The organism is Actinosynnema sp. CA-299493, assembly GCF_050946825.1.
Classification (GTDB): Bacteria; Actinomycetota; Actinomycetes; order Mycobacteriales; family Pseudonocardiaceae; genus Actinosynnema.
In genome coordinates this window covers 7,154,241-7,173,414 of the sequence record NZ_CP191993.1, presented here as the reverse complement: position 1 = coordinate 7,173,414, position 19,174 = coordinate 7,154,241, and the positions used below count along the sequence as shown (strand labels likewise).

Genomic DNA, 19,174 nt, shown 5'->3' with positions numbered 1-19,174 from the left:
CCGGCATCGAAGTCGCGGTGGTGACGGGCCTGTCGGGGGCGGGCCGCAGCACGGCCGCGAAGTGCCTGGAGGACCTGGGCTGGTTCGTGGTGGACAACCTGCCGCCCGAGCTGATCGCGACCATGGTGGAGCTCGGCGCGCAGGCGAGGGGCGCGATCACCAGGGTCGCGGTGGTGATGGACGTGCGCAGCCGCGCGTTCACCGAGGACCTGGCGGCGGTGATCAAGGACCTGGACGCGCGCGGCTACAAGCCGAAGGTGCTGTTCCTGGAGGCCACCGACGACGTGCTGATCCGCCGGTTCGAGTCGGTGCGGCGCGGCCACCCGTTGCAGGCGGACGGCCGGCTGGCCGACGGCATCGAGGCCGAGCGGATCCTCCTGACGCCGTTGCGCGAGGAGGCCGACCTGGTGCTGGACACCTCGGCGCTGTCGGTGCACCAGCTGCGGGCCAAGATCGAGGACACCTTCGGCACGGAGTCGGCGACCCGCACCCGCGTCACGGTGCTGTCGTTCGGCTACAAGTACGGCCTGCCGATGGACGCCGACCTGGTCATGGACGTGCGGTTCCTGCCGAACCCGTTCTGGATCCCCGAGCTGCGCGAGCAGACCGGCCTGGACGGCGACGTGCGCAACTACGTGCTCACGCAGGAGGGCGCGGAGGAGTTCCTGGACCGCTACCACGAGCTGCTGCGGCTGATCGGCGCCGGCTACCGGCGCGAGGGCAAGCGGTACCTGACGCTGGCGGTCGGCTGCACCGGCGGCAAGCACCGCAGCGTGGCCATCTCCGAGGAGCTCGCGGGCCGGTTGGCCAGCGAGGACGGCATGGCCGTCAAGGTCGTGCACCGGGACCTGGGACGCGAGTGAGCTTCAGAGCGGTAGCGCTGGGCGGTGGGCACGGGCTGCACGCCACGCTCACCGCCCTGCGCCGGGTGACCGACGACGTGACGGCCGTGGTGACGGTCGCGGACGACGGCGGCTCCTCGGGGCGGCTGCGCCGCGAGCTGGGCCTGCTGCCGCCCGGCGACCTGCGCAAGGCGATGGTGGCGCTGGCGGGCGCCGACGAGTCGAGCGCGTTGTGGTCGACGTTGTTCCAGCACCGCTTCGGCGGCACCGGCGCGCTCGCCGGGCACGCGGTGGGCAACCTCGTGCTGGCTGGCCTGTTCGAGCAGCTCGGCGACCCGGTGGCGGTGCTGGAGGAGGCGGGACGGCTGCTCGGCGTGCGCGGTCGCGTGCTGCCGATGTGCACCGAGCCGCTGTCGATCGAGGCCGACGTGACCGGGCTCGACGATGACGACGACGTGGTGCGCCGCATCCGGGGCCAGGTCGCCGTCGCCACCACGCCGGGACGCGTGCAGCGGATCCGGCTCAACGGGCCCGGCGGCCCGGGTGAGGCGCCGCGCGGCTGCCCGGAGGCGGTGGAGGCGGTGCTCGCGGCGGACGTCGTGGTGCTCGGGCCGGGCTCCTGGTTCACCAGCGTGCTGCCGCACCTGCTCGTGCCCGAGCTGCACGACGCCCTGGTGCGCACGTCGGCGCGGAAGGTGGTCGTGCTCAACCTCGTCCCCCAACCGGGGGAAACCGACGGCTTCTCGCCGGAGCTGCACCTGGACGTCCTGTGCGCCCACGCGCCCGCCCTGCGGGTGGACGCGGTGATCGCGGACGTCGACGCGGTGCCCGTGCCGGACCGGCTGCGCAGGGCCGCCGCAGCTCTCGGCGCTGCGGCGCACCTCGCGCCCATCGCGGTGGCCGGCGCGCCCGACCGGCACGACCCGACCGCGCTGGCGTCGGGCATCACCCGGGCGTTGGCCGGCCCTGGTGACGAGACCGGCGGGGCGTCGAGTACAACCCTCCAGGAAGACCGGACGAGCAGGGGAGGCGAGGCGCCGTGGCGATGACGTCGGCGGTGAAGGACGAGCTGAGCAGGCTGGCCGTCTCCAAGACCTGCTGTCGCCGCGCGGAGGTCGCCTCGTTGCTGCGGTTCGCGGGCGGGCTGCACATCGTGGGCGGCCGGGTGGTCGTCGAGGCGGAGCTGGACCTGGGTTCGACGGCGCGTCGGCTGCGCCGCGAGATCCACGAGCTGTACGGGCACCAGTCGGACGTGTTCACCATCACCTCCAGCGGGCTGCGCAAGGGCACCCGGTTCGTGGTGCGCGTGGTGAAGGACGGCGAGGGGCTGGCCAGGCAGACGGGTCTGCTGGACCCGCGCGGACGCCCGGTGCGCGGCCTGCCCGCGCCGGTGGTGTCGGGCGGGGTGTGCGACGCGGAGGCGGCGTGGCGCGGCGCGTTCCTGGCGCACGGCTCGCTGACCGAGCCGGGCCGGTCGTCGTCGATGGAGGTGACCTGCCCGGGGCCGGAGGCGGCGCTGGCGCTGGTCGGCGCGGCCCGGCGGATGGGCATCGGCTCGAAGTCGCGCGAGGTGCGCGGCGCGGAGCGCGTGGTGATAAGGGATGGCGACGCGATCGGCGCGATGCTGACCAGGCTCGGCGCGCACGACAGCGTGCTGGCCTGGGAGGAGCGCCGGATGCGCCGCGAGGTGCGCGCGACGGCGAACCGCCTGGCGAACTTCGACGACGCCAACCTGCGCCGCTCGGCCCGCGCGGCCGTGGCCGCCGCCGCTCGCGTCCAGCGCGCGCTGGAGATCCTGGGCGCCGAGGCGCCGGACCACCTGGCCGCCGCGGGCGCCCTGCGCCTGGCCCACCGCCAGGCGTCCCTGGAGGAGCTGGGCCAGCTGTCCGACCCGCAGATGACCAAGGACGCCGTCGCGGGCCGCATCCGCCGGCTGCTGGCGATGGCGGACAAGCGGGCCAAGGAGCTGGGCATGCCCGACACCGAGTCCGCCGTGACCGCCGACATGCTCGACGCCGAGGTCTGACGCGAGAGTCCTACCTCCAGCCCGCGCGAGTCCTACGTTCGGAACACTCGTGTCCTACGTTCGGAACGACCGTGTCCTACGTTCAGGACCCCCGAGTTGAACGCTCAGGACGTGCCGCACCACCCCGCGGCACGTCCTAGTTCAGCCCCAGGGCCGCGACGAGCGGGTCGACCAGGGACCTCACGTAGGTGTCGGTGAGGTGGTTGTCGCGGTAGACGACCACGTTGCCGACCACGGCCGGGCAGGTGTCGGCGCGGCAGATCCAGTCGGTCAGGTCGACCACCCGCACGCCCGGCAGGCCGGTCGCGGCGTCGGCCAGCGGGTCGGCCGACGAGCCGACGGCCCGTGCCCGGGGCGTGTCGCAGTCGGCCGGGTCGTCGGGGTGGCGTTCCAGGCACTCCGCGACCGGGCGTCCCGGGCGGGGCAGCTCGCGGATCACGGCGACCGGGATGGCGGCGTCGGACAACTCGGAGAGCACGGTCCGGTAGCCGTCGACCATGTCGGCCGTCGACTCCCACGTCCACCCGAGGTCCTTGAGGTAGGACTCCGGCGACATGGCGGCCGTGACCACCAGGTCGGGCGACAGGGCGCGGATGTGGTCGAGCTTCTTCAGGTTCTCCTCGGAGCAGACGGTCAGCGGCGTGCCTGCCTCCGTCGGCGGCACGGTCGAGAACGGACAGCCGTTGCGCACGAGGAGGTGCACCTGCCACTGGTCGCCACCGCCACGCCGGGCGAACTCGGCCAGCGCGGTGCTGAACTGCGCCGCGTGCGAGTCGCCGACCACGACCACCGTCCTGGCCGCCTCGGACTTGCCGACCACGCACGACTTGAGCCCGTCGCCCAGGTCACGCGTGACGCAGTCGTCGTGCGGCCAGTCCTCCCCGGCCACGGCGGGCGCGGGCGCGAGCGGGACGCCGGTCGGCGCGGACAGCGGGCGGCTCGGGTCCAGCGCCAGCGCGCCGGGGTGGTCGGCGTCGATCACGGACCTGCCGCGCAACGCGGCCAGCGCGGACTCGGCCGACGCCCAACCGCCCGACGCGACCGCCACGGTCACCGCGACCATCACCGCGCCGATCCCGTACGTCACGCGCCTGCGGGCGGGCCGCCGGCGCCGGAACGGGTCCTCGACGAAGTGCTTCGACACCGCCGCCAGCACCAGGCTCACGGCGGCGGCCAGTGCCTCGTGCCCGGCCAACGACTCGCGCCCGGTCAGCTCCAGCACGAACACGATCACCGGCCAGTGCCACAGGTAGAGGCTGTAGGAGATGTCGCCGAGGTAGGTCAGCGGGCGCAGGCCGAGCACGCGGGCCAGCGACTCCTCCCGGGCGACGAGCAGCGCGACCGTCCCGACCGTCGGCAGCGCCGCGATCCAGCCCGGGAACGCCAGGTCCGTGCTGAACCAGAACGCGCTCGCCAGCACCGCCGCCAGACCGCACCAGCCGAGCAGCAGCCGGGCCACCCGGCCCGGTCTCAGCCGGTGCAGCGCCATCGCGGCCAGGCCGCCGATCCCGAGCTCCCACATCCGCGTCGGCGTGATGAAGTACGCCGCGCCCGGGTCCACCGGCGTGTACCAGACCGAGAACGCGAAGGACGCGACGGTGACCACGCCGACCGCGACCGCGGCGTAGCGCACCGGCCCACCGCCCAGGCGTGCCGCCAGGACGGCCGCGGCCAGCAGCACCAGCGGGATGACCAGGTAGAACTGCTCCTCCACGGCCAGCGACCAGAAGTGCTGCACCGGTGAGGCGCCGGCGGTGGCGTGCCCGTAGTCGTCGGACAGCACGGCCAGCAGCCAGTTCTGCCCGTTGACGGCGGAGAACAGGACCTCGCGCAGCACGGTCGGCCACCGCGACTCGGGCAGCACCGCGAACACCGCCGCCGTGACGGCCAGCAGCACGGCGGTGGCGGCGGGCAGGAGCCTGCGGATCCGCCGCGCGTAGAAGTCGAGCAGCCCGACCCGCCCGGTGCGCCGCACCTCGCCGGTGAGCGTGCCGATGATCAGGAAGCCCGAGAGCACGAAGAAGACGTCGACGCCGACGAAACCGCCGGGCAGCCACTCGGGGCGCAGGTGGTAGACGATCACCAGGGCGACGGCCAGCGCGCGCAGGCCCTGGATGTCGGCCCGGACCGCCGGGCGATCGGCGGCACGCGGGGCCGCGACGGGTGGTTCACCGGTCACCAGCGCCACTGCCACCGCCTCGACTCGACTCGAAAAGCGGCGCAGCTTAACCCGATCGTGTAACAGTTGCCCCCACCCAGGGCGTGTCCCACGTCCAGAACGACCGTGTCCCACGTTCCGGACCCCCGAGTCGAACGCTCGCGACGGCCACCCTCCGTCACGCGAAGGCGTGCCCCTGCGGGCGGGCACCGAGCGTCATACGCTGGGGACGGCGGGCCCGGCGCCGTGGCACGCCGTGGCCGGACTCCGGGGTCGCGAAAGCCCGGCCTCCGAGTTACCCAGAAGTAACAAGCCGGTCAAGCTGGATTTTCTTGTTCGATAAAGAGATCCTGGTGGTCCACGTGACCAGGGACGCAGGCCGGAGGCTAGGCTGGCTCTCGGCTGCCTGGTCAGCCCATGACTGCACGCCCCTGGCGGACAACGCCAGTCGAGTACCGAGGAGACTCACCGTGACGGTTCGCGTAGGTGTCAATGGTTTCGGCCGCATCGGTCGCAACTTCTGGCGCGCCGTTCAGGCCAGCGGGCACGACATCGAGATCGTCGCCTTCAACGACCTCGGTGACGTCAACACCATGGCCCACCTGCTCAAGTACGACTCCATCCTCGGCCGCCTCGACGGTGAGGTGACCGTGACCGACGAGGGTATCGCGGTCGACGGCAAGGTCATCAAGGCGCTGGCCGAGCGCGACCCGGGCAAGCTGCCCTGGAAGGACCTCGGCGTCGACGTCGTGGTGGAGTCGACCGGCTTCTTCACCGACGCCTCGGCCGCCCGCAAGCACGTGGACGAGGGTGGCGCGAAGAAGGTCATCATCTCCGCGCCGGCCAAGGGTGAGGACCTCACCGTGGTGCTGGGCGCGAACGACGACCAGTACGACGGTTCGCAGACCGTCATCTCGAACGCCTCGTGCACCACCAACTGCCTGGCCCCGCTGGCCAAGGTGCTGCACGACAGCTTCACCATCGAGCGTGGCCTCATGACCACGATCCACGCCTACACGCAGGACCAGAACCTCCAGGACGCGCCGCACAAGGACCTGCGCCGCGCCCGCGCCGCCGCGCTGAACATCGTGCCCACCAGCACCGGCGCCGCGAAGGCGATCGGCCTGGTCCTGCCGGAGCTGAAGGGCAAGCTCGACGGCTACGCCCTGCGCGTGCCCGTGCCCACCGGCTCGGCCACCGACCTGACCGTCACCGTCGGCCGCGACGTCACCGTGGACGAGGTCAACGCCGCCTACAAGGCCGCCGCCGACGGTCCGCTCAAGGGCTACCTGCGCTACAACACCGACCCGATCGTGTCGGCCGACATCGTCACCGACCCGGCGTCGTGCATCTACGACGCGCCGCTGACCAAGGTCATCGGCAACCAGGTCAAGGTCGTCGGCTGGTACGACAACGAGTGGGGCTACTCCAACCGCCTCGCCGACCTGGTCAACCTCGTCGCCAGCAAGCTCTGAGCGCAGGGGCGGATCACTCGCTGTGAAGACTCTCGACGATCTGCTCAGCGAGGGTGTCTCGGGTCGGCGCGTCCTGGTGCGCGCCGACCTGAACGTCCCCCTCGACGGCGACCGGATCACCGACGACGGCCGCGTCCGCGCGTCGGTGCCGACCATCAAGGCGCTCGTGGACGCGGGCGCCCGCGTCCTGGTCGCCGCGCACCTGGGCCGCCCCAAGGGCGAACCCGACCCCAAGTTCTCGCTCGCCCCCGTCGCCACGAGGCTCGGTGAGCTGCTCGGCCAGCCGGTCGAGATCGGCGTCGAGGCCGCGGGCGACGGCACCGTCGTGCTGCTGGAGAACATCCGCTTCGACGCCCGCGAGACCAGCAAGGACGACGCCGAGCGCGCGGCCCTCGCCGACGAGCTGGCCGCCAAGGCCGACGCGTTCGTCTCCGACGGCTTCGGCGTCGTGCACCGCAAGCAGGCGTCGGTCTACGACGTGGCCCAGAAGCTCCCGCACTACGCGGGCGGCCTCGTGCTGGCCGAGGTCGAGGTGCTGCGCAAGCTCACCGACGACCTCAAGCGCCCGTACGTCGTCGTGCTCGGCGGCGCGAAGGTGTCCGACAAGCTCGGCGTCATCAAGAACCTGCTCACCAAGGTCGACCGGCTCCTCGTCGGCGGCGGCATGGCCTACACCTTCCTCAAGGCCCAGGGCCACGAGGTCGGCGGCTCGCTGCTCCAGGAGGACCAGCTCGACCAGGTCCGCGGCTTCCTCGCGGAGGCCGAGGAGCGCGGCGTCGAGCTCGTGCTCCCGGTCGACGTGCTGGCCGCCGTCGACTTCGCGCCCGACGCGGAGTTCGAGGTCGTGCGGACCGACGCCATCCCCGCCGACCGGCAGGGCCTGGACATCGGCCCGGAGACGCGCGAGCTGTTCGCCGCCAAGCTGGCCGACGCGCAGACCGTGTTCTGGAACGGCCCCATGGGCGTGTTCGAGTTCGAGGCCTTCTCCGGCGGCACCCGCGCGGTGGCCGAGGCGCTGGTCAAGAGCGACGCGTTCACCGTGGTCGGCGGCGGCGACTCGGCCGCGGCCGTGCGCGCCCTCGGCCTGCCCGAAGACGGGTTCTCGCACATCTCCACCGGTGGTGGGGCGTCCCTGGAGTACCTGGAGGGCAAGGAACTGCCCGGCGTGTCTGTGTTGGAGGCGTGATGGCTCAGCGTCAGCCCCTCATCGCGGGCAACTGGAAGATGAACCTCAACCACCTCGAGGCCATCGCCCTGGTGCAGAAGATCGCCTTCTCGCTCCCGGAGAAGTACTTCGCCAAGGTCGAGGTCGCGGTGCTGCCCCCGTTCGTCGACATCCGGTCCATCCAGACCCTCGTCGACGGCGACAAGCTGCTGCTCAAGTACGGCGCGCAGGACCTGTCGCCGCACGACTCGGGCGCCTACACCGGCGACGTGTCCGGCCCGATGCTGGCCAAGCTCGGCTGCTCGTTCGTCACTGTGGGTCACTCCGAGCGGCGTGAGTACCACAGCGAGGACGACGCGACGGTCAACAAGAAGGTCAAGGCGGCGCTCAAGCACGGTGTCACCCCGATCTTCTGCCTCGGCGAGCAGCTGGACGTCCGCGAGGCGGGCAACCACGTCGGGCACTGCACCGACCAGCTCGTCGCGGGGCTGAAGGGCCTCACCGCCGAGCAGGTGCGCGACGTCGTCATCGCCTACGAGCCGGTGTGGGCGATCGGCACGGGCAAGGTCGCCTCGTCGGCGGACGCGCAGGAGGTGTGCTCCGCCATTCGGGTCAAGCTCGCGGAGCTCCACGGCGAGGACGTCGCTTCGGCCGTTCGAGTGCTTTACGGCGGCTCGGTCAAGTCGGGCAACATCGCCGAGTTGATCTCCCAGAAGGACGTCGACGGCGCCCTTGTCGGTGGTGCGAGCCTGGATGCGGACGAGTTCGCCAAGCTGTGCGCACTGGCGGCGGGTGGCCCTCTACCCTGATGTGACTGACACACTCTCCACCCGCGGTGGTCCACGGTCGGCAGTCGACCGGGTACTCTGTGGCGTCACCTGCCTGACAGCGAGGAAGAAATGATCCTGTTCCTTCAGATCCTGTTGATCGTCTCCAGCTTGCTGCTGATCCTGCTCGTGCTCTTGCACCGCGGGCGTGGCGGCGGTCTGTCCTCGTTGTTCGGCGGCGGTATGCAGTCCAGCCTGTCCGGTTCCAGCGTGGTGGAGAAGAACCTCGACCGGCTGACGTTGTTCGTCGGCGCGGTCTGGGTCATCGCCATCGTGGGCATCGGGCTGCTGATGAAGGTCAACTGACACAGGTCGGCGACCCGGCCGACGGTGTTGGTCGACGCGGACACAGGGAAACCACGTGGTGGGGGTGTGAGGGTCGATGGCTGGTGGTAACGCGATTCGCGGTACCCGCGTCGGCGCAGGCCCGATGGGCGAATCGGAGCGCGGCGAGTCCGCGCCCCGACGTCGGGTGTCGTACTGGTGCGCGAACGCGCACGAGTCTCGGCCGTCGTTCGCGGTCGAAGCCGAGATCCCGGAGAACTGGGACTGCCCCCGGTGCGGTCTGCCGGCCGGGCGCGACGAGCAGGCACCCCCTGCTCCGCCGCGCAACGAGCCGTACAAGACGCACTTGGCGTACGTGAAGGAGCGGCGCTCCGACGCGGACGGTGAGGCGATCCTCGAAGAGGCGCTCACCAAGCTGCGCAAGCAGCGCGAAGAGCCCTAGACAGGCTTGGGCGAGAACGGCACGACGGCCCCGGTGGGACTTCCCGCCGGGGCCGTCGTCGTCCCCGCGCCCGCCCGGTCAGCTCCGCCTGGTGAACAGGCCGGAGAACTGGCGGCGGACCATGATCGCGCCCACCAGCAGGAAGAACACCAGGATCACCAGGGTGGACGTCGTGCCGCCGGTCGAACTGGTCAGCGCCACGTCCACGCTGCCGACCAGCACCACCCCGCAGTCGGCGCGGATCACGTGGCGGCCCGGCTGGATCGTGGTGAACTCGACCCTGGTGCTGAACGTGCCCGAGTCGTCCGCCTTCGCCGCGCCGACGGCCTCGCCCAGCGAGCTGAGCCGCACCGGGGAACCCGGCTCGCACCCCGTGCCGGTGGCGGTCAACGGGTCACCCGGCTGGATGTTGTCCTTGTCCAACGTCAACGCGCCGTCACCGTCGAACGGGGTCGTGGTGACGGTGCTGGACGGCGCGGAGCTGGTCGTCGTGGTCGTCGTCGACGTGGTGGTCGTGGTCGTCCGGGTGGTGGTGGTCGTCGTCGGGCGCGCGGTGGTGGTCGTGGTCACCGGGGGAGCGGTCGTCGTCGTGACCGGCGGCGGGGTGGTGGTCGTGGTCGGCCTCGCCGTCACCGTGAAGTTGTCCGTCGGGCTCGACGTCGCCGCGCACTGAGGACGCGCCGTGACCCGGTGCACGCCGACACCCGCGTCCGGCGGCACGGTCGCCGAGCCGGAACCGGCGCCGCGCCCCGAGTGCCTGCCGCTGCCGATCACCCGCCCGCCGTCCCACAGCAGCTGCACGGTGTAGTTCGAGCAGTCCGGGTCGAGGTACACGCCGGTCCAGCTCACCGTGAACGTGCTGCCCGCCGGACCGGAATCCGGGCTCGCGGTCGCGACCCCCTGCTGCTGCGCCGATACCGGTGCCGCTACGAGCACCCCGACGGCGTATGCCAAGGCACCGAGTGAAGCTAGTGTTCCTGCCGATCGCATACCGACCCCCGGACCAGTCCGCTACCCCCGATGAGGTGCCCTTGTGAGACGCATTATGAGCAGCGTCGGTTTACTGCTCCTGTGCGGGATCTTCCTCGGCGTCGTCCCCGCCCACGCCGCCGGGGACGCGGTCACCATCGACGCCACGGTGGACGGCACTCCGGTCGGTGAGGACGAGCTGCTGCTCGACCCGTCCCGCTCCTCCCTCATCTCCGTGACCGTCCACAACGGGACGGACGTGGTGCGGCACGTCAAGACGATCCGGCTGTCCGGCACGGCGCTGGCGCTGACGTTCTTCTCCTACGACACGACCGTGCCGTTCGACGTGCCCGCCAAGGAGAGCGTCACGCGCGGGTTCGTGCTCGACCTCGGGCAGCTCGGCGCCCAGGCGACCGGGTTGCTGCCGACCGAGCTGGAGGTGCTCGACACCGACCGCGACGTGGTCGCGTCGATCGGCATGACCGGTGACGTGCGCGGGTCGGTGTGGTCGGTCTACGGGGTGTTCGGGCTGGCGGTGTTCGGGTTGACCTCGCTCGCGTGGGCGGGCGCGCTGTTCGCGCTGGCCCGCCGGCGGCTGCCCGCGAACCGGTGGCAGCGGGCGATGCGGTTCCTGCCCGCCGGCGTCGGCACGGGCCTGGTCGCGGTGATCTCGCTGTCCGTGCTGCGGGTCGTGGCGCCGTCGCCGGCCGCGGAGATCCCGTTCGTCCTGGGCGCGGCCGCGGTCGCGTTCACCCTCGGCTACCTGACCCCGCACCCGGACGTGGACGACCTGCGCCCGGTCGACCGGATCGACCGGGCCGACCCGGTCGATCCCGAGGCCACGCAGCGCATCACGCGGCCGTTGCCGGGCGGTGCGGCGTGACGGTGTCGGCGAACGTCGTCGCGGCGCTGCCGCAGTACGAGCTGGGCGCAGAGGTCGGGCGCGGCGGGATGGGGGTCGTGTACGCGGCCGTGCACCGGCCGCTGGGGCGTGCGGTGGCGGTGAAGCGGCTGCCCGGGGTGCTCGCTTCGGACGAGCGGATGAGCGCGCGGTTCGCGCACGAGGCGCGGCTGCTGGCGCGGCTCGACCACCCGCACATCGTGCCCGTGTACGACTACGTCCAGGACCGCGGTGAGCACCTGCTCGTGATGGAGAAGCTCGACGGCGGCACGGTGTGGTCGAGGTTCACCGGTTCGGGTGTCACGCCCGCGTCGTCGTGCGCCATCGGCCTGGCGATGCTGTCGGGTTTGCACGCGGCGCACGGGGCCGGGGTGCTGCACCTGGACGTGAAGCCGAAGAACCTGCTGTTCACCGCCGGCGGGGTGCTCAAGGTCGCCGATTTCGGGATCTCGCAGGTGGTGAGCGAGGGCGCGACGCTCGTGACGCACGGCGGTCAGGTGCTCGGCACGCCCGCGTACCTGTCGCCGGAGCAGGCGCTGGGCAATCCGCTGAGCCCGGCGGCCGACGTCTACGGCGCGGCGACGGTGCTCTACGAGCTGCTGAGCGGCAGGTTGCCGTTCGACAGCGGCGGCGGGGCGTTGGCGATGATCCAGCGTCACGTCCACCAGCAGCCCCGTCCCCTGGTCGAGGTGCCGACCCCGCTCGCCCAGGTGATCATGCGAGGACTCGAACGCGACCCCCGGTCCCGGTACCGTAACGCGGAGACGTTCGCGGTGGACCTGGCCGGCGCGGCGGCCGAGGTCTTCGGCCGGGACTGGCTCCTGCGCCTCGGCGTCCCGGTCCACCTGAGCCCGCACGTGGCCGCCGCCGCCAACCGGTCCGCGCCCGGCCCCGCCGTGCCGCGGGAGAGCCTCGACCTCCCCGTTCGGGCGACGCTCGTGGACACCCCGGCGACGCCCGTGCGGCTGGGCGCGCAGCCCCTCGTGCCGGCGGCGCAGGTGCTGGCGGCGCAGGGGCCCGCACCGAAGCCCGCCCGGTGGTTCGCGGCGGCGGCGGCCCTGGCGGCGGCCGTGATGATCGCCGTCCCGTTCACCGCGCCGGCCCGCGACCTGCCGGTCCTCGACGCCGACCTGAGCAAGCCGGTGTCCGCGGGCCAGGGCGACCCGGTGACCGCGCGCCTCGCCGTGACGGCCGCCGGCATCACCCTGGCCGACGTGCCCGCCTCCCCGCCCGCCTCCACCACGTCACCGCTGACGTTCGAGCTGCCGGGCGCGAGCCGGTGGATCGTGGGCGGCGCGGCGGTGGCGACCGTGACGGCCGACGGCCGGTCCACCGCCTACTCCCTCCGCCCGGTGACGCACCCGATGATCAGCATCATGGGGGCGGGGAGCGCGGTGCTGCTGCTGTTCGCGCTCGCGTACCTGGAGTCGGTCGTGCGGTCCTTGCGGCGGCGTCAGGCCGGGACGGGCGCGGTGGTCGTGGCGGGGCCGTTGGGCTTCGTGCTCGGGGTGGCCGCGTGGCTCCTGCCGTCCGTGCTGCTGCGCCACACCCCCGACCTGTGGCCGGCGCTGGTGTGCGGCGGGCTGGGCGTGGTGGCGGCGGTGTGCGCGGCCGTGGCCGCCCGGCGGTCGGCACTCCGCTGAGCAGTCGGTCGCGCGCACGAGGCGGACCGCTGCCGGGAGTGGCGTGAGCCGAGGCGTGATCCGCTTCGCCGGGCGTCGCGCGGGGTACTGGACGGCATGGTCGTCGCGCTGAACCGAGCCGTGAGCACACCCCTGCTGTACTTCTTCATCCTGGGCGACATCCTCGGCGCGGGTGTGTACGTGCTGGTCGGGTCGGTCGCGGGGGAGTCCGGCGGCGCGGTGTGGCTGCCCCTGCTGACCGCGCTCCTGCTCGCCTCGCTCACCGCCGGCTCCTACGCGGAGCTGGCCACCAAGTACCCGCGAGCGGGCGGGTCCGCCCACTACGTGACCAGGGCGTTCGGCCCGGCGGTCGGCTCGCTGGTCGGGTTCTGCATGCTCGCGGCGGGTGTCGTGTCGGTGGGCGCGCTGGCCCGCGGGTTCGCCGGGCAGTACCTCAGCGCGTTGGTCTCGTTGCCGACCCTGGTCGTCGTGGTGGTGTTCCTGACCGCGTTGGCCCTGCTCAACATCCGCGGCATCAAGGAGTCGCTGGGCGCGAACGTGGTGGCCACGCTCATCGAGGTGGGCGGTCTCGTGCTGGTCATCGGCCTGGGCGCCTGGGTGGTGCTGCGCGGCGACGCCGACCTCGGCCGGCTCACCCAGATCGGCACGGGCGGGCAGGGGGTCGTCGGCGCGACGCTGGCGGGCACGGTGCTGGCGTACTACTCGTTCGTCGGGTTCGAGACGTCGGTGAACCTCGCCGAGGAGGTCCGGGAGCCGCGCCGGTCCTACCCCCTGGCGCTGTTCGGCGCGCTGGCCACGGCCGGTGTGGCGTACCTGCTGGTCGGCGTGGTCGCCGCCGCCACCGTGCCGACCGACCGGCTGGCGGAGTCGAGCGGGCCGCTGCTGGAGGTGGTGCGGCTGGCGGGTGGCGTGCCGGGGTGGCTGTTCGGCCTCGTCGCCCTGGTGGCCGTGGCCAACGGCGCCCTGCTCACCGGCATCATGTCCTCCCGGCTGGCGTACGGCATGGCCCGCGACGGCCTGCTGCCCTCGGCCCTGGCCCGCGTGCTGCCCGGCCGGCGGACGCCGTGGGTGGCGATCCTCGTGACGTCGGCGCTGTCCCTGGTCCTCGCGCTGACCGGTGAGGTGGCCGCGCTGGCGGAGACGCTGGTGCTGTTGCTGCTGGTGGTCTTCGTGGCGGTCAACGCGGCGGTGCTGGTGCTGCGCCGGGACGCGGGCGAGGCCGACCACTTCCGGGTCCTCACCGTCGTGCCGTGGCTGGGACTCGCCTCGTGCCTGCTGCTGTTCACGAGGATCGACGGCGCGGTCTGGCTGCGCGGCCTGGTCCTGATCGGCTTGGGCGTGCTGCTCGCCGCGGTGAACCTGCTCCGCGCGCGCCGGGCCCGGTCGGACCCGGCGTGACCCTGGCCCTGGCTCAGTCCTCCAGCGTCCGGAAAAGCGGGAACGTCACCCGGACCACGAAGCCGCCGCTGTCCGTCGGGCCCGCTTCCAGCTCGCCGTCCAACAGCGCCGCGCGCTCCCGCAGCCCCGTCAACCCGTGACCGCCACTGGGCAGCGCCGCCCCGTCCACCGACCCCACCGCGCCTTCCGGCGCCTCGTTGCGCACCTCCACCCGCAGCTGGTCGGCGTCGGCGACGAGCGACACCGCCGTCGCCGCACCGCACGCGTGCTTCCGCACGTTCGTCAACGCCTCCTGCACCGTCCGGTACGCCGCGCCCGACACCGGGGCGGGCAGGTCGGCCACCGGGCCCCGCACGGTCAACGTCGCGGGAATCCCGGCCGCGCCCACCAACTGCGCCAAGTCCTCGACCCGAGGCTGCGGGGAGTCCTCGCCACTGGTCGTCCGCAGCACGCTCACCAGCTGACGCAGCTCGTCCAACGTCCTGGTGCTCAACATCCGGATCGTCCCGGCGACCTGCTTCGCCTTCGGATCGGCCACCGCCACCCGCAGCGCGCCCGCCTGCATCGCGATCAAGCTCACCTGGTGCGACACGACGTCGTGCATCTCCCGCGCCAGCCGGGCCCGCTCGTCCGCCCGCACGGCGTGCGAGTGCAGCATCCGCTCCCGCTCCCGGCTCGCCGCCAGCTCGGCGATCCGCGCCGACAACTCCTCCCGCGCGTGCGCCAGCAACCCGATCGCGATGGGCATCCCCGCGACGATGCACCCGTAGATGGCGTTGTGGACGTGCGTCTTCCAGTCCAGCGCCGCGAACTCGTCCGGCGGCCACACGAAGAACCGGCTCAGCCACACCAGCGCCGCGCCGACGTAGGTCTGCTTCGACAGCAACTGCTGTCGCGCCAACGTCCCCAGCGCGATCATCGCCGCCAACTGCGCCCACCCGGCCAGGAACCCGGGCACGGTGATCAGCACCACCAGGAACGGGAACCGCCGGCGCAACGCCACCGCCGCCACCGACACGACCGACAGCACGTAGTTGTACGGCTCGGCCTCGGGCACGACCCGCAGCCACACGTCCAGCGCCGCGATGCCGACGGCCGCCGCGTCGAACGCCGGCTGCCGGTGCCTGCCGAGCACCCGACCCAGGAACCGCCCGACCGCCTCCGGGAAGGCAGCACGCCGCACCCGCTCGGTCGCGACGCCGTTGACCCGACCGCTCGGCAGCCTTCCGACAGCGTTGCCGGCCAGGGTCCGACCTCCTGTGTCAGCTGTCCGCCGGTCCTCACCGTACTGCGCTGTCATCACGCTTGGCATGACCCGCCTTTCCGCCCCCGACCCGCTCGGACGACCCGCTCACCCTTCGAGATGCTGTGATTACCCGAACGGGACGCCGGACGCCGCACAAAATTGCGAGCGCGAACGTCCGGTGAGCGGACAACGTGCGTGGGAACCGCCCGCGAGTGCGCCACATCACCCCGGGAACGCCACTGCCGCCGCGCCCGGGACGGACGACGGCGGCAGCGGGACAGCGGGGTTCGGACCGGCTGTGGGTCGGGCCGACCGGCGGATCAGACGGCCGGCGGGGTGCCCGGAGCCTTCGCGGCGGCGGCCGGGTCGAGCAGCCACAGCGTCCGGTGCAGACCACGCGCGCCGGCGGCGGGCAGCCGCGCCTCGTCCTCGCCGGACAGGCCCAGGGCCACGGCGGAGGCCTTCGCCGCACCGGTCGTCATCAGCCACACCTCCCGCGCCGCGCGGATGGCGGGCAGGGTGAGGCTCACCCGGGTCGGCGGCGGCTTGGGGCAGTCGCGCACCGCCACGACCGCGCGCTCCCGCTCCGCCACGGCCGGCGACTCCGGGAAGATCGAGGCCACGTGCCCCTCCTCGCCGACGCCCAGCAGGCACACGTCGAACGACGGCACGGAGCCCTGGTCCTCCGGGCGCGCGGCGGCGGCGAGCACGGCGGCGTACGCCTCGGCGGCGGCCTCCGGGTCGTCTCCGAACCGCCCGTCCGACGGCTCCACGACGTGCACCCGCGAAGCCGGCACCGGCACGTGGTCCAGCAACGCCTCCCGCGCCTGCGTCTCGTTGCGCTCGGGGTGCCCGGCGGGCAGGAACCGCTCGTCGCCCCAGTACAGGTCGACCCGGGTCCAGTCCACCGCGTCCCGGGCGGGGGTGGCGCGCAGGTGCTCCAGCACCGCGATGCCGGTCCGCCCGCCGGTCAGCACCAGCGACGCCGACCCGCGCGCGGCCTGCGCGTCCACCAGCGCGGTGATCAGGCGGGCGGCCGTGGCGGCGGCCAGCAGGTCGCCGTCACGGTGCACCACCACCTCGGGACGGCTCACGAGCCGGCCTTCGCCTTCGTCGACTTGGGCGCGGCCTTCGCGGCGGCCTTGGGACCGGCCTTGGCGCCGGTCTTCGACGCGGCCTTCACCGGCTTGGCGTTCACCTTGCCGCCCGCGTCCGCCTTCGCCTCGACCTTCGCCTCGGCCTTCGCGTCCGTCTTCGCCTCGGCCTTGTCGACGGCCTTCGCCTCGACCTTGCCGTCCACCGCGCCGGCGGAGGGCTTGGCGTCACCGGTCGCGGCCCGCGCGGGCTTGCGCGTCGCCCCGGCGGCGGCCTTCGGCGTGCTCCGGCCGCGCACGACCTTGCCCAGCGACCGCAGCGCCGCCTCGTACACCTCGTCCGGGTCGAGCCGGCGCAGCTCCTCCGCCAGGCAGTCGCGCACCTGCCGGCGCTGCAACGCCACCCGCCGCTCCGGCTGGCCGGGCTGGGTCAGCGTGCCCACCTTGCCGTCCGGGCGCGACAGCTCCACCACACCGGACCGGCGCTCCAGCCGCACGTCGACGATGCCCTCGCCGCGACTGGCCCGCAGGCGCTTCACCGGCACCCGCAGGCACCCGGCGAGCCACGCGGCCAGCAGGTCGGTCGACGGCGAGTCGACCTCGCCGCTCACCTCGGCCTCGGTGACCTTCTCGTACGGCGGCAGGTCGAACGCCGACGCGAGCATCGCCCGCCACAGCGTCAGCCGCGTCCACGCCAGGTCCGTGTCACCCGGCGTGTAACCCAGCCTGCGCTGCTCCAACGCCCGGATCGGGCTCTTCTCCGCCGCCGCGTCGGTGATGCGGCGCTGCGCGAGCTGCCCGATGGGGTCCTCGGCGGGCACGGCGGGCGCCTCGTTCGGCCACCACGCCACCACCGGGGTGTCCGGCAGCAGCAGCGGCACGACGCACGAAGCGCCCTCGTTGGCCAGCTCGCCGTACAGGCGCAGCACGATGACCTCGGACGCGCCCGCGTCGCCGCCGACGCGGATCTGCGCGTCGAGGCGGGGCGCGGCCTTGCGCGCGCCGCGCGCCACCACGATCACCCGGCAGGGGTGCTCGCGGCTGGCGTCGTTGGCCGCGTCGATGGCGTCCTCGGTCTTGGTGCCGTCGTCGGTCACGATGACCAGCGTCAGCACCCGGCCGAGGGTGACCGCGCCGCCTTCCTCGCGCAGCCGCACGAGCTTGGTGTTGACCTGCGACGTGGTGGTCGAGGGCAGGTCGATGATCACGGACGCCTCCAGTGCCTGCCGGTGCGGGCCAGCATCTCGTCCGCCGACGCCGGTCCCCAGGTGCCTGCCTTGTACTTCTCCGGCGCGCCGGTGGCGCCCCAGTGCCTGATCACGGGGTCCAGGATCTCCCAGGACAGCTCGACCTCGTCGTTCTTCGGGAACAGCGACGGCTCGCCGAGCAGCACGTCGAGCAGCAGCCGCTCGTAGGCCTCGGGCGACGACTCGGTGAACGCGTGGCCGTAGCCGAAGTCCATCGTGACGTCGCGGACCTCCATCGAGTTGCCCGGCACCTTGGACCCGAACCGGATGGTCACGCCCTCGTCCGGCTGCACCCGCACCACCAGGGCGTTCTGCCCCAGCTCCTCGGTGGCGGTGTCGTCGAACGGCAGGTGCGGCGCGCGCTTGAACACCACGGCCACCTCGGTGACGCGGCGACCCAGGCGCTTGCCGGTGCGCAGGTAGAACGGCACACCGGCCCAGCGGCGGGTGTTCACCTCGCAGGTGATGGCCGCGTAGGTCTCGGTGACCGAGTCCTTCGCGAACCCGCCCTCCTCCAGCAGCCCGAGCACCTTCTGCCCGCCCTGCCAGCCGCCGGTGTACTGGCCGCGGGCGGTGGTCTCGTCGAACGGCCCGATCGAGCGCGTCGCCGAGAGCACCTTGACCTTCTCCGCGCGCAGGTCGCTCGGCCGGAACGACACCGGCTCCTCCATCGCGGTCAGCGCGAGCAGCTGGAGCAGGTGGTTCTGGATCACGTCGCGGGCCGCGCCGATGCCGTCGTAGTAGCCCGCGCGACCGCCCAGGCCGATGTCCTCGGCCATGGTGATCTGCACGTGGTCGACGTAGTTGGCGTTCCAGATGGGCTCGTAGAGCTGGTTGGCGAAGCGCAGCGCCAGGATGTTCTGCACCGTCTCCTTGCCGAGGTAGTGGTCGATGCGGAACACCGACTCCTCGGGGAAGACCTCGTTGACGGTCTTGTTGAGCTGCTTGGCGCTGGCCAGGTCGTGGCCGAACGGCTTCTCGATGACCACCCGGCGCCACTGGCCCGGGTTGTCGTTCGGCGGCGTGGCCAGGCCCGCGCGCTTGAGCTGGTTGACCACCGTGGTGAACGCGCTGGGCGGCACCGACAGGTAGAACGCGTGGTTGCCGCCGGTGCCGCGGTCGCGGTCCAGGTCGGAGAGCGTCGCGGCGAGCGAGTCGAACGCGGCGTCGTCGTCGAAGGTGCCCTGCACGAACCGGATGCCCTCGGCGAGCTGGTCCCAGACCTCCTGCCGGAACGGCGTGCGCGCGTGCTCCTTGACGGCGTCGTGCACGACCTTCATGAAGTCCTGGTCGGCCCAGTCGCGGCGGGCGAAGCCGACGAGCGCGAAGCCAGGCGGCAGCAGGCCGCGGTTGGCCAGGTCGTAGATGGCGGGCATGAGCTTCTTGCGCGACAGGTCGCCCGTCACGCCGAAGATGACCAGGCCGGAAGGCCCGGCGATGCGCGGCATCCGCTTGT

At 72.7% G+C, this 19,174-nt stretch carries 17 protein-coding genes; 11 read left to right on the top strand and 6 right to left on the bottom strand.

The window, feature by feature from the left end; genetic code table 11:
- The first annotated feature begins 5 nt into the window (after nt 1-5).
- From rapZ to whiA, 3 genes are read left to right on the top strand one after another with little or no spacing between them, the layout of a single operon-like run.
- Entirely contained in the window at nt 6-863 is an 858-nt protein-coding gene (rapZ, locus tag ACQPYE_RS30055) for an RNase adapter RapZ (RefSeq protein WP_170232487.1), read from the top strand.
- On the top strand, nt 860-1,891 hold the full coding sequence (locus tag ACQPYE_RS30050) for a gluconeogenesis factor YvcK family protein (RefSeq protein ID WP_498716201.1): 1,032 nt from the start codon (nt 860-862) through the stop codon (nt 1,889-1,891). The genes rapZ and ACQPYE_RS30050 overlap by 4 nt, the downstream gene beginning before the upstream one ends.
- The gene (whiA, locus tag ACQPYE_RS30045) at nt 1,882-2,868 is read left to right on the top strand and encodes a DNA-binding protein WhiA (RefSeq protein ID WP_053721404.1); all 987 of its coding nucleotides are present in this window, start codon (nt 1,882-1,884) and stop codon (nt 2,866-2,868) included. The genes ACQPYE_RS30050 and whiA overlap by 10 nt, the downstream gene beginning before the upstream one ends.
- A gap of 136 nt (nt 2,869-3,004) precedes the next feature.
- On the opposite strand, the gene ACQPYE_RS30040 is transcribed toward whiA, so the two are convergent.
- Nucleotides 3,005-5,062: an acyltransferase family protein gene (locus tag ACQPYE_RS30040; RefSeq protein ID WP_498716199.1), complete on the bottom strand. Its 2,058-nt coding sequence runs from the start codon at nt 5,060-5,062 to the stop codon at nt 3,005-3,007.
- A gap of 434 nt (nt 5,063-5,496) precedes the next feature.
- Here ACQPYE_RS30040 and gap point away from each other — a divergent pair, with 434 nt between their 5' ends.
- From gap to ACQPYE_RS30015, 5 genes are all read left to right on the top strand, one after another.
- Complete coding sequence (gene gap / locus ACQPYE_RS30035; protein WP_053721402.1) at nt 5,497-6,501, top strand: type I glyceraldehyde-3-phosphate dehydrogenase; 1,005 nt, start codon at nt 5,497-5,499, stop codon at nt 6,499-6,501.
- 22 nt (nt 6,502-6,523) lie between these two features.
- Nucleotides 6,524-7,687, top strand: coding sequence for a phosphoglycerate kinase (locus tag ACQPYE_RS30030; protein WP_498716197.1), 1,164 nt, complete (start codon nt 6,524-6,526; stop codon nt 7,685-7,687).
- Nucleotides 7,687-8,475: a triose-phosphate isomerase gene (gene tpiA, locus ACQPYE_RS30025; RefSeq protein WP_498716196.1), complete on the top strand. Its 789-nt coding sequence runs from the start codon at nt 7,687-7,689 to the stop codon at nt 8,473-8,475. The genes ACQPYE_RS30030 and tpiA overlap by 1 nt, the downstream gene beginning before the upstream one ends.
- Before the next feature lie 90 nt (nt 8,476-8,565).
- On the top strand, nt 8,566-8,799 hold the full coding sequence (secG, locus tag ACQPYE_RS30020; RefSeq protein ID WP_360449807.1) for a preprotein translocase subunit SecG: 234 nt from the start codon (nt 8,566-8,568) through the stop codon (nt 8,797-8,799).
- A gap of 76 nt (nt 8,800-8,875) precedes the next feature.
- The gene (locus ACQPYE_RS30015; RefSeq protein WP_015103628.1) at nt 8,876-9,220 is read left to right on the top strand and encodes an RNA polymerase-binding protein RbpA; all 345 of its coding nucleotides are present in this window, start codon (nt 8,876-8,878) and stop codon (nt 9,218-9,220) included.
- Between the two features lie 78 nt (nt 9,221-9,298).
- On the opposite strand, the gene ACQPYE_RS30010 is transcribed toward ACQPYE_RS30015, so the two are convergent.
- Nucleotides 9,299-10,156, bottom strand: coding sequence for a hypothetical protein (locus ACQPYE_RS30010; RefSeq protein WP_498716193.1), 858 nt, complete (start codon nt 10,154-10,156; stop codon nt 9,299-9,301).
- A gap of 97 nt (nt 10,157-10,253) precedes the next feature.
- Here ACQPYE_RS30010 and ACQPYE_RS30005 point away from each other — a divergent pair, with 97 nt between their 5' ends.
- The 3 genes from ACQPYE_RS30005 (at nt 10,254) to ACQPYE_RS29995 (ending at nt 14,131) form a co-directional block, all read left to right on the top strand.
- Nucleotides 10,254-11,072, top strand: coding sequence for a hypothetical protein (locus tag ACQPYE_RS30005; RefSeq protein WP_498716191.1), 819 nt, complete (start codon nt 10,254-10,256; stop codon nt 11,070-11,072).
- The gene (locus tag ACQPYE_RS30000) at nt 11,069-12,733 is read left to right on the top strand and encodes a serine/threonine-protein kinase (RefSeq protein ID WP_498716189.1); all 1,665 of its coding nucleotides are present in this window, start codon (nt 11,069-11,071) and stop codon (nt 12,731-12,733) included. Before ACQPYE_RS30005 ends, ACQPYE_RS30000 begins: the two co-directional genes overlap by 4 nt.
- A gap of 120 nt (nt 12,734-12,853) precedes the next feature.
- Nucleotides 12,854-14,131, top strand: a complete 1,278-nt coding sequence (locus tag ACQPYE_RS29995; RefSeq protein ID WP_498716188.1) for an APC family permease — start codon at nt 12,854-12,856, stop codon at nt 14,129-14,131.
- A 13-nt stretch (nt 14,132-14,144) separates the two neighbouring features.
- Here the strand turns inward: ACQPYE_RS29995 and ACQPYE_RS29990 are convergent, their stop codons facing one another.
- The 4 genes from ACQPYE_RS29990 to zwf all read right to left on the bottom strand — a co-directional run bounded on the left by ACQPYE_RS29990 (nt 14,145) and on the right by zwf (nt 19,166).
- Nucleotides 14,145-15,431 carry a sensor histidine kinase gene (locus tag ACQPYE_RS29990; RefSeq protein ID WP_498716186.1) on the bottom strand — a complete coding sequence of 429 codons (1,287 nt, stop codon included), beginning with the start codon at nt 15,429-15,431 and terminating at the stop codon, nt 14,145-14,147.
- Nucleotides 15,432-15,697: 266 nt separating this feature from the next.
- Nucleotides 15,698-16,471 carry a 6-phosphogluconolactonase gene (gene pgl / locus ACQPYE_RS29985; protein ID WP_498716184.1) on the bottom strand — a complete coding sequence of 258 codons (774 nt, stop codon included), beginning with the start codon at nt 16,469-16,471 and terminating at the stop codon, nt 15,698-15,700.
- Nucleotides 16,468-17,679, bottom strand: coding sequence for a glucose-6-phosphate dehydrogenase assembly protein OpcA (gene opcA / locus ACQPYE_RS29980; RefSeq protein ID WP_498716182.1), 1,212 nt, complete (start codon nt 17,677-17,679; stop codon nt 16,468-16,470). Before opcA ends, pgl begins: the two co-directional genes overlap by 4 nt.
- Entirely contained in the window at nt 17,676-19,166 is a 1,491-nt protein-coding gene (gene zwf / locus ACQPYE_RS29975; RefSeq protein ID WP_498723011.1) for a glucose-6-phosphate dehydrogenase, read from the bottom strand. Before zwf ends, opcA begins: the two co-directional genes overlap by 4 nt.
- Nucleotides 19,167-19,174: the final 8 nt, after the last annotated feature.